The organism is Secundilactobacillus mixtipabuli (assembly GCF_002217925.1).
In the GTDB taxonomy this organism is placed as follows: Bacteria; Bacillota; Bacilli; order Lactobacillales; family Lactobacillaceae; genus Secundilactobacillus; species Secundilactobacillus mixtipabuli.
On the sequence record NZ_BCMF01000002.1, the window covers coordinates 145,055 to 161,122 of the forward strand.

General features: G+C 44.1%; 11 protein-coding genes. 6 read left to right on the plus strand and 5 right to left on the minus strand.

The genetic code is table 11. From position 1 onward, the window contains the following. Positions 1–178: 178 nt before the first annotated feature. The 3 genes from IWT5_RS02065 to IWT5_RS02075 all read left to right on the plus strand — a co-directional run bounded on the left by IWT5_RS02065 (position 179) and on the right by IWT5_RS02075 (position 4,532). Complete coding sequence (locus IWT5_RS02065; protein WP_089108296.1) at positions 179–1,279, plus strand: acyltransferase family protein; 1,101 nt, start codon at positions 179–181, stop codon at positions 1,277–1,279. A 270-nt stretch (positions 1,280–1,549) separates the two neighbouring features. Then, the gene (locus IWT5_RS02070) at positions 1,550–3,988 is read left to right on the plus strand and encodes a lectin-like domain-containing protein (protein ID WP_089108297.1); all 2,439 of its coding nucleotides are present in this window, start codon (positions 1,550–1,552) and stop codon (positions 3,986–3,988) included. A 115-nt stretch (positions 3,989–4,103) separates the two neighbouring features. After that, complete coding sequence (locus IWT5_RS02075; protein ID WP_089108298.1) at positions 4,104–4,532, plus strand: hypothetical protein; 429 nt, start codon at positions 4,104–4,106, stop codon at positions 4,530–4,532. A gap of 34 nt (positions 4,533–4,566) precedes the next feature. Here the strand turns inward: IWT5_RS02075 and IWT5_RS02080 are convergent, their stop codons facing one another. Next, a complete protein-coding gene (locus tag IWT5_RS02080; RefSeq protein ID WP_089108299.1) occupies positions 4,567–5,082 on the minus strand; it encodes a transcription repressor NadR in 516 nt (171 codons plus the stop codon). Positions 5,083–5,266: 184 nt separating this feature from the next. Here IWT5_RS02080 and IWT5_RS02085 point away from each other — a divergent pair, with 184 nt between their 5' ends. Next, positions 5,267–6,679, plus strand: coding sequence for a nicotinate phosphoribosyltransferase (locus tag IWT5_RS02085; protein WP_089108300.1), 1,413 nt, complete (start codon positions 5,267–5,269; stop codon positions 6,677–6,679). 96 nt (positions 6,680–6,775) lie between these two features. Here IWT5_RS02085 and IWT5_RS02090 read toward each other — a convergent pair whose 3' ends face one another. Continuing rightward, a complete protein-coding gene (locus IWT5_RS02090) occupies positions 6,776–8,155 on the minus strand; it encodes an APC family permease (RefSeq protein WP_089108301.1) in 1,380 nt (459 codons plus the stop codon). Between the two features lie 280 nt (positions 8,156–8,435). On the opposite strand from IWT5_RS02090, the gene IWT5_RS02095 reads away from it, so the two are divergent. Next, positions 8,436–9,398: a 3-hydroxyacyl-CoA dehydrogenase family protein gene (locus tag IWT5_RS02095; RefSeq protein ID WP_089108302.1), complete on the plus strand. Its 963-nt coding sequence runs from the start codon at positions 8,436–8,438 to the stop codon at positions 9,396–9,398. A 141-nt stretch (positions 9,399–9,539) separates the two neighbouring features. Here the strand turns inward: IWT5_RS02095 and IWT5_RS02100 are convergent, their stop codons facing one another. Further along, positions 9,540–11,873, minus strand: coding sequence for a BspA family leucine-rich repeat surface protein (locus IWT5_RS02100; RefSeq protein ID WP_089108303.1), 2,334 nt, complete (start codon positions 11,871–11,873; stop codon positions 9,540–9,542). 246 nt (positions 11,874–12,119) lie between these two features. Then, on the minus strand, positions 12,120–14,684 hold the full coding sequence (locus IWT5_RS02105) for a KxYKxGKxW signal peptide domain-containing protein (RefSeq protein WP_089108304.1): 2,565 nt from the start codon (positions 14,682–14,684) through the stop codon (positions 12,120–12,122). A gap of 329 nt (positions 14,685–15,013) precedes the next feature. On the opposite strand from IWT5_RS02105, the gene IWT5_RS02110 reads away from it, so the two are divergent. Continuing rightward, positions 15,014–15,211, plus strand: a complete 198-nt coding sequence (locus IWT5_RS02110; protein WP_089108305.1) for a hypothetical protein — start codon at positions 15,014–15,016, stop codon at positions 15,209–15,211. A 165-nt stretch (positions 15,212–15,376) separates the two neighbouring features. On the opposite strand, the gene IWT5_RS02115 is transcribed toward IWT5_RS02110, so the two are convergent. Next, positions 15,377–15,994, minus strand: a complete 618-nt coding sequence (locus IWT5_RS02115) for a hypothetical protein (protein WP_089108306.1) — start codon at positions 15,992–15,994, stop codon at positions 15,377–15,379. Positions 15,995–16,068 lie beyond the last annotated feature (74 nt).

Here is a 16,068-nt window from a genome sequence, read left to right on the forward strand (position 1 = left end):
CCAGTTTTCTTATATTCTCATCGTCATGACTTACCTCATAAACCAATCAAATTTGTCAGACAAGGCGCTACTTTCTATATACAAACATTGGTGCTAACATTTAAACATAAGTTTCCTTAAGGGTTTAAATAATCCACACCGATTATTTTCACAATTCCAAACGAAGGTGGCATCAGCCATGAATGAAACCGAACCCGCTGCCGATATTGGCGACTACCTCAAACTTGGTGCCTGTACGGCCGTGATGTCGCAGCCGATTATGAGCTACGCGCTAGCCACCAGCCCAAGCATGGTCGCCCAAACGTGGATCGGCATTCTCTATAACCTAGTTAAATACACAGCACCGGCCTTTATCTTCGGCATTTTGTATACGACAACTCGAATGACGATTGATAATCGGGACCTCACTTACGGCCGTTACATGAGAAATACGTGGCATGCGCTTTTTATCCCCACGATTTGGTGGACGCTGATTTATTTGCTGGTTATGCCGCAGCTACAGCAGGTCAGCCATTACCATACCCTCGGCTCATTTCTATGGCAATTTATCAACGGTAACGCTGCTCCTCACCTGTGGTATAACACCATGATGCTGCAGTTCATTATCCTAATGCCGCTGTTCTGGGCAATCGGACGCTGGTGCGGCCATCATCGTAACCGTGGCATAATAACTGCTTGCTTGACCGTGTTAATTGCTGGTGTGTGGCTGTGGTTCTACGACTCGCAAGTCTTTCACGGGCCGCACACCACCGATTGGTATCTATTTGACCGGCTGTTTATCAGTTTCTTCCTCTATGGCATTCTGGGTGTACTGGCATGGCAGTACCACGAACAGTTCGACCGGTTGATTATGAAATGGTGGCCGGTGGTTGCTGTTATTTTTGCTGGTGCGTTTTGGAGGACCAACCACGAGCTGTTCAGCTATGGTTTCCCAGTCAAGCTGACCAACGCCCCCTATTACAAGCCGTCCATGACGGTATACGATCTTGCGGTGATCGGTTTATTCGCGGCGCTCTGCTTGTTTCAAGTACGTGCCAAACAGCCATTCGCCAAGTTCGTGCACCACTTTGCCGGATTTGCCTACAAAGCCTACCTATCAAACGTTTTCTGGTCTGAATCTCTGTGGCTGCTGTTTGGCAAAACACTGACAACGGCTCAACCTTTGATGGGTATTTTAGTTGTTTACGTGCTGACCTGGTGCTTGTCCTTTGGATCGGCGTTTGGGATTCATGCGGTCTGGGTGAAAATTAAAAACAATATGCCAACCCTCCAAGCGTAATTATGGATAAACAAATTTCATAAAATAACATCATTATTTATCTAGAAGTGACCAATCATTTTGAATTGGTCACTTCTTTTTAGCTTGACATACCTGTAAATACAAGTTAATGACTACATCATTTAGAACTTATTTATTTTCCAAACTTTTAGTAAGTAAATTTTATAAATTTATTTTAGGAAATGAATTGAATTATTTTTACACTTTAGATATACTGAAAACGCTACACTTCTTCGGGGGGAAAATTCAAATTTTGGGAGGAAACAAGCGTTGAAAGATAGACTAAGAAACAACCAAGGTTCTAAATGTCACTACAAAATGTACAAAGCAGGGCGTAAATGGATGTTCTGTGGGATTATGTTGGCAAGCTTAACCGGAGCTTACTTGATGGGTGGGAACTCGGCTGAAGCAGATTCAGTAACTCAAAGCGCCTCAACGTCAACGGAAACGAAACCAGCCGCACCTTCAGAACCAACAGCTCCAAATTCTGCTGTCGCACCCGATACACAGAAAGCTGTTACTGCACCAACATCCGCTACTCAAACGGGCAACCAAGTTACCATCGACCCATCAAACTTTCAGCAATCTTTTGAAGTCCATGGGAACGCTCATTTTGAAAGTACACAACCGGGAACTGTGACCCTCACCGATTTTACAGGAGGTCAGCAAGGCAGCATCACCCTCAATAACAAGATCAACCTTAACCAGTCATTCGATATTAAGGGCCAAATCAACCTTGGTGCCGTCGACCAGCATACTGAAGGAACCAGTGGGAACAATGGTAACGGTGGCGATGGTTTAGCCTTCGGTTTCCATGACGCCAACAGTGACACCGTTGGTGATGGCGGTGCTGGTCTGGGTCTTGGCAAAATCCCTGATGCCATTGGCTGGAAAGCTGATACTACATATAACTGGACGCTTACCAATGATGCCCTGCCCGATCCAGGAGACTTTAGTAACGGCCCTCAAACACCTAACCGTAACGATTACGGTGGTGGTCAAGCCTTTGGTGCCTTTATCCAAAGCTCCAAGAATACCGAAATTCCTGGAGACACGCCAGGAGTGGTTTCCACCACTGGTGTCACTTCTGGATTAGATAGTGCGCTAGCCATTAACGCACCGGGGCCAAGCGCCACTGATAAATCTAAGTCTACCGACCCTAAAGAATGGCAAGGTGAATTTAAAGATATCGAAATCAATTACAATCCTAACTTCGGCGGTAAAGTCGTTGATGATAAGATTATCGATAGTAAAAAGATCTTGACTGTGACCTACGATAACAAAAAATGGCAAAAAGATATCACCGATTGGGCAGCCGATAAAACTGACACGGCTTTCTTTGTTTCCGCAGGGACGGCAGCTAATCTGAATCTGCAGCAATTCCGGCTTCAATCGTTTACTTATGAACCTGCCGCAACTGTTGATGTTAAATATGTTTACTTTACTCCCGATGCAGTAGGTCCAGCCAAAGTTAAGGAAATCGACAACTATGTAGGCGAGGTTAATTATCCTTCTGGCGCTTTTGTCGGTAATAAATATTTAACGAGTTGGCAATCTATTCCAGGTTATCGATACCTGCGTATGTATCCAGGATCTCTTCCAGCAAATGGAACTCTGAGTGAACCAGGTAATAATGGGACCGTTACTTATCTCTACGTACCGGATGGTAATGGTGGTCAGCACGCCTCAGTTCAACTATGGGATACTACCGATAACAAACCACTAGGTTACCCTACCTCTCTTGAAGGTGCTAATAACAGTAAAGCCTATTATTCCGATCAACCTACCATTAACGCTTATATTAACGCTGGTTATGACTACAATCCACAAGATGACAGTATTGAAAATGGCATTACATTTGACGCTGATAACAGTACCAATCCGACATACAGAGTTAACTTATCTCATGGGATAACTCATTCCAGTGACACGACTTTACGAACCATCAACTACCTCATCAAAGGGACAACCACATCCGTCCATCCTTCAGATGTTCAACCGCTTGCTTGGGATATTATCACTGATAAAGTAACCGGAGCGACTATTTCGGTACCTAAGGGCGGTTACGAAGCACTAACTGCACCCCTTGTTTCAGGCTATGTAGCTGAAACATCAAGTGTTGATGGTCAGTACCCAGGAGTAGTCATTGGTAAATATAATGACAACCCTAATATCACAATTTATTACACACCCAATTCAGAAAAAACGGGTATTCCTGGTAATGATGGTAGTCTCTTGGTTACACCACCAACTACTCCCGAAACGGTAACACCTCAAAATGTTGGCGGTACCGTGGTGACTCCGCCAACTACGACTCCTGCTGGTGATAATGGAACAACACCAAGTGAGCCAGAAGGCGATACGGCAAATAACCACGATAAAACACCTAACCAACCCAGTGAGACACCATCGCAAGATAACGGTGAAAACGTCACGACTGACACAGAAAAAGGGAAAGCACACGATGCCGGACAAATGAGCCAAGTAACATTAGCTCAATCAAGTGCCAACGCACAGTCAGCAGTTGGCACTGTTCAGCAAACTAGCAAGAACACCGGTAACAATACTTTGTTAAATACCGCCTCTGCTGAATTACCACAAACCAATGAACAACGCTCAAACACTTGGACGATATTGGGTCTATCCTTAATGAGCATTTTGAGTCTATTTGGTATCACAAAGCAAAAAAAGCATGAAGGTAACAACTAACATTAATTTCAAGAAGGGCGCTGGCTAATGTCAGCGTCCTTTTTAGTAGACCACCCATTCATTTACTTATAAGTGAATTAGAGTAAAATAAAAAATATCAGGGGAGGAACATATCATGAAAAAATCCATTTTAGTTTCTGCTGTTTTAAGCCTAAGCTTTATTGGCACTCTGAGTCTCACTAGCACAACCGCAAACGCCGCCAACTACCACAATGGTGTGCCTAAGGTCTTTAAGAATACCAAGTGGCGCGCTAAATCCATGAAAGCTTATGGCGAAACGACTCACGCCAGAATTCACTTCTATACCAAATCATTAGATGCTCATCCGGCATTTGAAATGGATCCTCAGCGAACCTACAAAATTAAGTACAAATATTTAGGCAAAGGCACTTATTACCTTGTCGGCCGCGTTTATAATAACGCGCCCGCTGGTGGAATCAGTTGGAAATATAAGGTAAAGCGTTACAACTCCCATAAGATTTACTGGTGGGATTTAACTGCTGGCAATCACAAGTACACCAACTTTACATTTACACGTTACTAATCAAAAAAGCACTCAGTAGAGTGCTTTTTTGTTCTTATTCATGATCTTCATAGAGGTACCCTGCCTCACGCAATGAAGCTTGGATTGCACGCAACTGCGCCGGTGTATCGTACGCAATGGTATGCATATGCACGCCATCTGTCAGTTCTGACAATAAATGCGCATTTTGCCGTTTCATTTTTGCTATAAACAGATTCACGTCGCCAATATCTCTGACCTGTAAATTTGCCTTCAACTGGCCGTATAGCGGATGGTCAACGACTACATCCTCAATCACACCGCCGGCTTCGACAATTCGGCGCATCTCATCGGCACTGTCATTAGGGAAATGCCTGCAAACCAACACAACTTCATGAACCGCTTTGTGCTGGTACTCGTAACCCCGAATCGTGGCGACAATGGCTTCTCCCCCTGCTCTGAGTAAAGAAACATCCCCCACGATAGTTTGTCGGCTTACCCCAAATCGTCGTGCCAGCTGACTGGCGCTAATCGGTGACTGACTCGTTGATAATACCGACTGAATTTGTGATCGCCGTTCCGTACTTGTCATGACACTAACCACTTTCCCAATAGTTTAATTTATTTACCATTCTATCCTACCAGAAAAGCGGCTTAAAAAGAACAATTCCTGAAAATTCGATTAACCCTTTTCACAAAGTTATGCTAAGATATAGTCAATATTTCATGGGGTGTCAAGACACCAATTTTAACATGAAAGGATTGGACGATCTGTAATGCGTAATCTTTCTCTACTCACTGATCTTTACGAATTTTCAATGGCAAATGGTTTTCAAAAGGACATGCCCGATACCCGAGCAACCTTTGACATCTTCTTTCGGAAAGTGCCAGATCAAGGTAGTTTTGTCATCGCTGCCGGACTGCAGCAAATCATCGATGCGCTGCCATTTTCCTTTACCTCAGCTGACATCGATTACTTTCGTGGCCTCCACCTTTGGGATGAAGACTTTCTTAATTTCTTAGCTCATTTCAAATTTGACTGTCACTTACGCGCTATCCCAGAAGGGACACCGGTTTTTCCACGGGAATCGTTACTGACTGTCGAAGGGCCAATCGCTCAAGCGCAATTATTAGAAACGTTGCTGTTAACCATCCTTAACCACCAGTCGCTCATCGCCACCAAAGCGCGCCGGATCACCTTTGCTGCCGGCAATCGGCCAATAATGGAATTTGGTGCTCGCCGCGCGCAAGGCGCTGACAGTGCCATCTACGGTGCTCGGGCTGCGGTGATTGGCGGCGCTGCCAGCACGTCAAACGTGTTAGCTGGCAAGCTATTTGCCATTCCCGTTGCCGGTACCATGGCGCACAGCTGGATTGAAGCTTACCCGGATGAACTTACCGCTTTTCGTCAATGGGCCAAGTACTATCCCGACAACAGCGCCTTGCTAGTTGATACCTACGACGTGCTAACTTCCGGGATTCCAAACGCGATTACCGTTTTCAAGGAATTGCGTGCTAGCGGTCATGAACCCGTTGGAATCCGGATTGATTCCGGCGACATCACCTCCCTTTCACGTCAGGCCAGACAGATGTTAGATGAAGCCGGGTTCCCGAAAGCCAAAATTACGATTTCAAACGCCTTGGACGAAAACATCATCGAATCATTGCTCCACCAAGGAGCGCCCATTGATAACTTTGGGGTCGGTGAAAAATTAATTACCAGTGCTTCATCACCGGTACTCAGCGGTGTTTACAAGTTAGCTGCCATCGAGCAAAACGGCCAGCTTATTCCTAAGATTAAAATCAGCGACAGCCGTGAAAAAGTCACCATTCCCGGTAAAAAACAAGTTTATCGGCTTTACCATCAAGGGTCGCACGAAGCTTTTGCTGACGTGATTGCCTTAGCCGATGAACCCATTGCCGAGCAACATGAGCTCAACGTCTTTGACAGTAATCCGCTTAGCGTCAGCAAGATCCAAAAACTAACCCAGTTTGATGCTAAACCACTGTTGAAACCGGTAGACTTAAAACAAAAAGCCGTTAGTCCACTCACCATCCAGGACTTTAGTAAACAATGCCTAGCAGAGTTACCTAACGAAACCAAACGGCTAACCAACCCAGACACGTACCACGTCTATATGACAACCAAATTAGCTAATCTACAAAATGAACTGATTGATGAAAATTAAAGTTATTGATTGGAAAGATTGCTGAAACCCAATTTAGCAATCTTTTTATTTATACACATCAAAAAAACGCCCCATTCAGGACGTTTGAATAAAGCATCACTCTGCATCCGCGTGATAGTACTTCCGAAAACCCCAGTACACCATTGCACCAATGGCTGGCACAACTAAACCAAGAATTGAAGTGACCGGATCGTCGATAAAGTTATTGCCCAGAATAATTAAGAAGGCAATGGTGGCAATAATGACTGTCCAAGGGTAGGCCCAGACTTTGTAGGGCCGTGGTGCGTCTGGTTGACGACGGCGCATCACCGGTACCGCTAGGACGGACAGTAAATTGAAAATTGCTCCAGAAAAGACTACTAAGGAGGTTAATTCATCCAATTCACGCGTTAGTACAAGGGCAATTGAAATCAGCATTTGAATAAACAAACTAAAGTCAGGTGTGCGATACTTTGAGTTAACGTGCGCAAAGGACTTCCAAAGTAGATGGTCTTTTGCAGCCGCGTAGTAGTATCGTGCAAAGGCTAGAATCATCCCGTTTAAAGAGCTGATCATCGCAAGAACCATCGCAACCGCTACGAGAATCGTCCCAAACTGGCCCAGGAAACTTTGGGCAACAGCTGTTCCTAAATAGAGCTGATTGTGTTGAATCGAGCGACTAATTTGACCAAATGGTAAGGCACGGTAGATTGCTAAGTTGAACAGAACGTATACCACTGTCGTAAACCCAACGGATAAAATCAAAGCTCGTGGGAGGTTACGTTGCGGATTTTTCATTTCTCCTGCCACAGCGTTCAGGTTGGTCCAACCTTCATATGCCCATAAAGAAGCAATTACGGCAAAAGCAACCATTTGAATGAAACCCACTGGACTAGTACTTCCGGTACCGGTATGCGGTACCAATGACAGGTTGGGTGTGTAATGCCCCCAGAATAGGCCTAATACAATAATCAAGATCAGTGGCAGTACCTTTAACACATTGAATAAGTTTTGAACCCATTCACCAGTATCCACCCCAAGGTAATTGATCAGTGTAAAAATAATAATTAAGACAATTGCTGAAGTTTTGACCATGAAACTATTCATGGGAATAAGTGATTTAAGCGCTAACGGCAAGGCAATGGCAATGGCTGCAATTGAACCTGGTCCACCAATAATCATACTTTGGAAGTTAAACATGTAACCAACCACTGGTGAATAGGCATCCGATAGATAAACGTAGATCCCACCAGTAGCTGGGTTCATCGCCCCTAATTCAGCAAAACATAAACTTCCAAGCAACGTGACCAAACCACCGATCAACCAAGCCAGCAAAGCTAGCCCCATTGACATCCCAGCGCGTTGCAGCACGTAGGAGCCAATGTAGAAAATCCCTGAGCCAATCATGATACCAATTAAAATATTGCTACCACCAAACACGCCGATGACCTTTTTGAGTTCCGGCGATTCTTCAGGCTGTTTATTTGGCTGTTCCATGACAGACACTCCCTTCTACCGCCTATCTTAGCAGATGGTGAAGGTGACGTCACTAGGATAAGGTAAGCGTTTACAAAACAGTGTTAATCATCTATCGTTTCATTGAAAACATCTAAGTCAGCCAAAGGGTGTCCAACTTACGTCGCCTGTTTAATTTCACAAGTTGAACTAAATTTGATTAAATGCTGATTGTAGAAACCGAGCTCTTGATGAGATTTCTTGTGATATAGTGAAGTTATAAGCAAGCCATCTTATTTTATATTATGAAAGGAACCTACCTATGAAAATTTCAGCAATCAAAAACATTGCCAATATCGGTGCCGGCACGATGGGCCATGCCACTGCCCTGCAATTTGCAATGCACGGTTATTCGGTTAATGTCTTAGACACCAGCGATGACGCCCTTAAACAAGGATTAGAGAAAATCAAAAATGATTTAAAAACGTTTAGTGAGGCGGATATTTTATCCGAATCTGCAACTGAAATTCTCAAGCGCCTCCACTTCACTACCGACTACAAAGAAGCATTGAACTCTGCGGATTTCGTGATTGAATCCGTTGTAGAAGATATGACCGTCAAGAAATCCGTGTGGCAAGAAGTTGAACAATACGTTCCTGATGACACAATTATGGCGACGAACACTTCTGGTCTGAGTCCTTCGGAAATTCAATCCGTTTTAAATCAACCAGAACGGTTTGTGGTTGCCCACTTCTGGAACCCAGCACAACTCATGCCACTGGTAGAAGTCGTTCCCGGTAAGCAAACCAGCCAGCAAACCGTTGACACCACTGTGGAATTAATGAACCGCATTGGTAAACATGCTGTCCCGCTGAAAAAAGAATCATTGGGATTCGTGGGCAATCGGATTCAATTGGCGGTTTTGCGTGAAGCTTTCAATATCATCAACGAAGGGATTGCTTCACCGCAGTCCGTGGATGATATTGTTAAATACAGTCTGGGCCGCCGTTGGAGTTTAGTAGGCCCAGTTGCCAGCGCAGATCTCGGTGGTCTCGATGTTTTCAAGAATATTAGCTCATACCTTTACGCTGATTTATCCGCTGAAACAGGTACTGATCCTACCTTAAGTAAATTAGTTGCTAAAAATAAGCTCGGTCTTAAAACCGGTGAAGGCTTCTTTAACTGGAACGGGGATGAAGGTCAGAAAATGGTGCAACAGCGGGATAAAGAATTGCTCCAGCTGTTGAAAGCTGATTTGGCTAAACAGAAGAAGTCAAAAAAGTAACCCTGTAACAACGCATATATGACTTAATTAGCGGTACCGTATGGCATTCTATCTTATGCCACACGGTACTTTTTTGACAAAAAATACCCCCAAAGTTAACTGTGACTTTGGGGATATAATCGTTATCCTTTAAATTATAACTTATGCATCATGACGTTTTTTACTGCTGAAGGCTGAAGCAAGAGAACCAAACATGGCCAACAAGCTCAACCCAATCCACGTCATCAAAGACTGAGACGATTCATTTGTCTGTGGCAATTGCTGAGCATTTTGCGTGTGAACCACTTTTTGGGAAGTATTAGACTGTAGTTTACCATTCGTCACAACAGCTGAAGCTTGAGCTGTTGAATTATCTGTATCAGACTCAACACTCGTTTGCTCTTCTGATTGCTCTGGTGGCGTTGACTCATGCTGATCCGTTGTTGGTTCATTCGGCACCATACCATGTTCAATTTCGGTCGATGACGTTGGTGGCGTTGGCACACTGGTGTCAGTTTCCGGCGGATTGGCCGGTGGTGTCGGCACACTGGTCTGATTCATTGTGGTGTACAACGGTGTCGGAACAGCTGTTTTGACGATCGGTGGCATGGATACTGGCGTTGGAACAGCCGTCTTAGTTTTGACTGCGATTGGATCGGCAGATTCCGCCACCTCAATGACATAAATGTTATGTGATTGATCAGTCTTTCCAAAGACTGACGTTACTGGTTGTATTTGCTCGGCTTTTAATTCTGCAGTCGTTGCATAGTAAAAGTTAGTTGGGAAAGTAACAGTAATACCATTGATTGTAATTGTAGTACTGGTGTTAGTGATTGTGATAGGATCGCCACTCTTACCCTGAGTAGTCATACTTTCACTTGGTGAAATTGGCTGACCGGTCATGGCATTAACAACCGTATAGGTGTTCGTGACGTTCTGCTCTGGTACTTTTTGTGCCCAAACATAGGTCTGCTTGGTTGCTTCCCCACTATTAACTTTAGCCAAAGAATAGTTTGCCATCACAGTGCTGGCACTCTCTTCAGCCCCAGCAGGTGCATAATCACTGCCATCACCAACGATTTGCCAGTTGTTATTGTAATTGACAGCCGTTGAACTGCCAGGCAGTGGTTTATTATTTCCAGGTGCATCGGCCAATAAAGCATTCGTCAAAACCACATTAGGCCCAACAGTCAATTTCCATAAACCAGGTGTAATATTAAACATTTCACCAGCAAAAGGCAGTTGTCCATGCTGACCAGGTTCAGTAATAACGTTTTTCATATTAAAATTAGAGATATCAAGAGTTGGAAGAACTAAATCACGGCTAAACATATTCGAAAAATCAGTTACATGGCTAGTGTCAAAGCTGCTGACGTCAACTGATGTTAGCTTTTCATCACCACGAAACATGTAGGCCATAGTCGTAACCTTGCTCGTATTGTAGTGACTGAGATCAAGAGAATTCACCCCGGCATTTTCAAACATGCCATACATTTCGGTTACATTAGACGTATCAAAATTCTCAGCCGCTTTAAGATCAGTTAATTTACCACAATTTGCAAACATCCATTTCATGGAAGTGACGTTACTCGTGTCAAATTTATCGCCAAAAGTAATCGAAGTTAGGTTTGCATCATCCTCAAACATGGATTTCATACTGGTGGCGGCGCTAGTGTCTAACCCGGTTAGATCAATCGTTTGAACATTTGGCATTTCACTAAATAAAGATATTGCCCCGTTACCACTTACTTTCACCGTTGCATTTGGTGCAATTTTAACTGACGTAATTGCTGAAGATGTTGGCGTAGGATGGTTGATATCAGTGCTCCAAAGCGTTCCACTGCCATCAATATTGCCACTTGAAATTGTCAGCACGCCATCATTAATTGTCCAAGCTGCTGTGCCGTTGACACCCGAAATTGGTGCCTCGCTAGGATCAGTTTGGGTAATCACCTGTGCTTGACCAGTTTTTTCGTATTGCACTTCGGCCTTTGTTTTAGCGGCTGCAACAACATCATCTTTGGCGTTGCCCAAATTCGTCACTTGCGCTGGCTGCGAAGTATCAATTGTTTGCTGACCCATAGTTGAAGGCTCAACCGAAGTCTTTTGACTAGTAGACTGATCCACCTTTGTTGGTTGCGTTATCTGTGTCGTCTGATTCTCACCGTTTTTTTGAGCGTTAGTCTGATTTGTAGCTTGCTTGGTGCTAAGTGTACTTGCACTAGCAGTTTTTGCTGCATCTGTCTTTTGGGTGCTACTTTGGTCATCGTTTGTCTTAGCTTGTATAACCGTTTCAGTAGTCCCACTTTGAGTCGAATTAAGTGCTGTATTAGCTTGCGCCGTTAACCCCATCCCCAACATTGAAATACCAAACACTGCGGTGGTTAAACTAGCAACAAGCCACAGTTTTCCAGCCTTATAGAGCTTTTTATGAACCGAAATCCCCCATTCATCGTGCATTAGTTTCGTGACTGCTTTGTCGACTTTCATTTTCATGATTAATAACCCCCTTAATCATCTATGATCCATCAACAGTTCCAACTTAGCTATATTCTAACGCATTTCAGGGGTGTACACTAACTAAAAATGCAAAAAGTTGCCGTTTTTTTGCCCGTGAACAGACTCTTACTTTATCGAAACAACAAAAGGACATCCGTTAACTTCAGATGTCCTTCCATCAGCTATTGCAATAAGAATGTGATTAACCCACCAGGTGTTAAAGGCAAACTATTCTAAATTAATCTAACCGCGCTTTTTCCGCAAACCAACTAACCCCAATAAACTCACCATACCAGCTAAAAGTATTCCCATCACAGATTTGGTTTGACCAGCATTTTCATCCGTTTGTGGTAGCTGTTGCGCATCTGTCTCAATCGTTTGGTCACCATTTATTTTGACATCCTGCACATCGCCGTTAACCTTACCATTTGAGCTAACAACCGTAGTCTTAGGTGCCTCAACACCCTCCCCATTACTTTGTCGTTCCGTTTCGGGTTCTGGCTCGCCATTCGGTTCAACGACCGTTGGCTGTTCAGTATCCGGCTGCGTCACTGGCGGTTGATCCGTCGTTGGCTGAGTCACTTCAGGGCTAATCGGGGTAGCCGTCCCACTATCAATTGTCGGCGTACCAGGCTGCTTTTCAGGTGCGGCGTAAACATAGGTCACGTCAATCAGCTGATTCAAAATATCGGGGTCTGTAATGGCAACATTCCCGTTGATGTGAATCCCTGTCTTAGCTAATTTTGCTAGGAAACCCTGGTAAACATCAGGACTGGTTGAATTTTCATCAAATCCCTGACTTGCTAACCCATCCAAGATTGCCTGTGCCAAATCAGCGTCCGCATTATTCGCCAACAATGCGCCCAACGTTTCGTAGGCCGCTGGCAAGACGAGTTCATTTTCAGTTCCTTCATTTAAAATCAAATGGGTCACGGTAAAATCGCTATTGAATTTTAAGGTTAGGGTAGTTGGTACACCGTTCTTGCCATTGCTAGACGTCAAAACAATTTTCTCAAGGGTCGTCGTTGGCAACGTAACGTCACTATTCTGATCAGTCGTCACCGTCTGCGTTGGTTCGATCTTAGTCTGATTGGCATCGTCGTATACGTAATTAGCCGTGATTTTGGCCGGCACAATTTTATAAACGACATTTAACAGCGTAGTTGGTGCATCTCCAACTGCTTGACCATTTTCGTCAACATCGGTACCAGACGCAATCGTTTTAATCGGTACCGAGTTATTAGGGTTCAATTGCGATCCATCAACCGTACCGTCAGCTGAAGCAACTTCATAACCAACATAGCGGTAGTTGACCCCTTCGTAATTAAATGACAAATCCAGTGGCAACGTGGCGTCCTCATTGAACGCCCCCTCACCAGTTACTGGAACATCGTTAATCGTAAGTGGTGTTATTTCACCAGTTTCAGTATTTTGAACATAGAATGCAATACCAATATTCGCCTGAGTATCAGTTTCTTCACTAGAAGTGCCGTTATCTGGGGCTTCAGCATCATTGCCAAAATCGTTCATCGCTTGTTCATACAGTTCCTTCAATGTATCCAGCATCGCTTGATTCGAATCTGTCACTGGTGTCGTTGCAGTAGCGTCTTTATCGTAGACAAACGTGACTCGAGTGATCGCCGGTGATAAGTCGGTGTTCGTTTCATCAACAGTGCCATCCATCCGAATCCCAATGCTGCGCAGATTATCTTGAATGGACACATTACTAATCGTTTGAATGCCATTTTGACCTAACAGCGCCGACAAGAGATGCTGACCAGCAACGTTATCAGCCGTTTTGGACAATTTAATAGTGGCTTGATCATTATCACCAAGTGTGACTGTCAGGGTTTCCTTATTCGTAATGGTTGGACTAACCGGATCGTCAACTAACAAAATAATTTTGGTTGGCTTGCCGGTATTTCCAGTAGCATCGCTACCATCTGTATAAAGATGATCCGTAATGAGGATCGGCAGTTTTTTATAGACGGCTGTGAAGACGTAATCCTGGTTATTCGGCACACTAATATGAGCATACAGATCTTGACCGTTGAGCTTAAAGCCATTCGTTTCATTGGTGACACTCACAAATTCATAACGGCCTGCAGCATCGTCACTAATGACCGGCAAGGTGTCAGCAGGTTCACCACTAGCCTCAGCCTCAGCAATTCTGGCTTTGAGATCAGCAACCTGTTCATCCGTCACAACTAACGTATTTGCGACTCGGGTCGTAAATATCTGATCGACGGGAACCTTGGCCGTTTCGCTAAAGATCAAATCACCATCAGGCGTTTTCATGTTGATCGTGACTGAGCCCATATCTGAAGCTTCGTCCGCCGCCATCCGAGTAATCATCTGCGCTTTTCCAGTCGTTTCATAAGCCTGCTCTGCCTGTGCCTTGGTTGCATCCGCCACGTGGTCACCTGCAGTCCCTAAGTTATAAGTCTGCACATCTTCAGCCGTAGCTTGAGAAGGCGTTGGATCAGCAGTCGCCGCCTGCGAGCTTGTATTCGCTTTCATTTCATTGCTTGAGTTAACCTCCGCTGTTTCATTCACAGTCGAACTAGTCAGCGGCACTTCCTGCTGGTTCAATCTATCCCCTGCGGTCGTCGGTTGACTTGTCTGGTCGTTCACTGCATCCGTTTCACCAGTAGTAGCTTCAGCCTGAGCCGAACCCATACCTAACAACACCCCAGCTAATGCCAAACTGGCAATACTGGCCGTGAACCACTGTTTCCCATTTTTATACGCACGATAATGCACTTTGTTCCCCATCTTTGCAGTTTGTTGCCGAATCCGTTCAGTCATCTTTGATCCCCCCAAATACTAGTGGTGGTACTTTCCGTCTGATTATCCTAATGAACAACGGCTGTCTATCTACTCTTATCGATAGACGGGCCGTTAAGATATGGCATTAACCATTTCTCCATGCTTGTATAATAGCATATCCGAATTTATATGACTATAAAAAATTATTGATCTATTTGGGAATCCTGCATATCATATACGCGGAATCTATTTATCAAGCTCCCTCGTGTACCAAATGGGTAGCCGGTGCTGTTCAGGGAGAATAAGTAGTGTACTCTGGTGTAAAATAAACTAGTCCTTCATTATTCACGGAAAGGGAGTTTGATAGCATGATTAATTTAATTTTCAAAAATAACCAATACCTCGACCGTAACAACCAATTCACCGCCGATATTGAACAAGCCCGCATTATTAAAAGTCGTAAGATTGCTAATCAAGTTGCGGCTAAATATGATGCCGAAGTCACCAGTTATTCCTGGATGCCGGACCGCGAAAATCCGTGGTTAGACGACATGGAAGATGAGTAAATGAATAAACAGCTAGTAAAGCCCACCCTCAACAAAGTTAATTCATGGGTGGGCTTATTTGCTTGCTTTTTGCTATAAAACGTTACGGAAACAGCGTGAATGAGTGGTATTTTTGATAGTTCAGCCATGTGAAAGTAGTGGCTGATTGGTGCATTATCACCAATTCTATTCCCCTGACTCCCATTTATACGTTTTTGCTAATAGAACGGGAACCGAATACACTTTATCATATATTTTTTTATTATCCGGCCGGAAATGAACAGAAGAATAACTAAACCGTTTTTGACCATCTAAGATACCTGACACAGTTAAATAGTCTCCCGGATTCACGTTTAAGTCAGCATGTAGTTTAACACTACTTGGCGCATCGACCTTTAGTAAAACGACATTTTGCGGCTGTCTGCCGATTCCACCCTGCAGCCAAATATAGGTCCATTTATTAGTGTTATCCATTGAGTCAGCCTGCATCACCGTACCCTGCCAGCTCCAGGCTGTCCCATTATATTTTCTAGGATTATTAACGATTGCTCGAGGTGAAATCTCTTTACCTGGTTTGGTCTCTCCCGCAAATTCAATCTCGTCTTCATCTGCTTGCTTAAAAAGTTTCATCGGCGTGTTTGCACTTGAATACACTCTTAGTTTTCCCTGAGACTTTTTGATGCCGGATGAACTGGTAGCGTTGGGACCTGGCTTAGCAACACTTACACTTGACCTAGCGCACCCACTTAAAGCCAAGAACGTTGTGATAACACCTAATTGTAAAATACCACCATATTTTTGCATATACGAATTCCCCCCTTTTTAACCATCGATAAATCAAGTAGGATTTATGACATATTCTTCCTTGAAAGCATCAC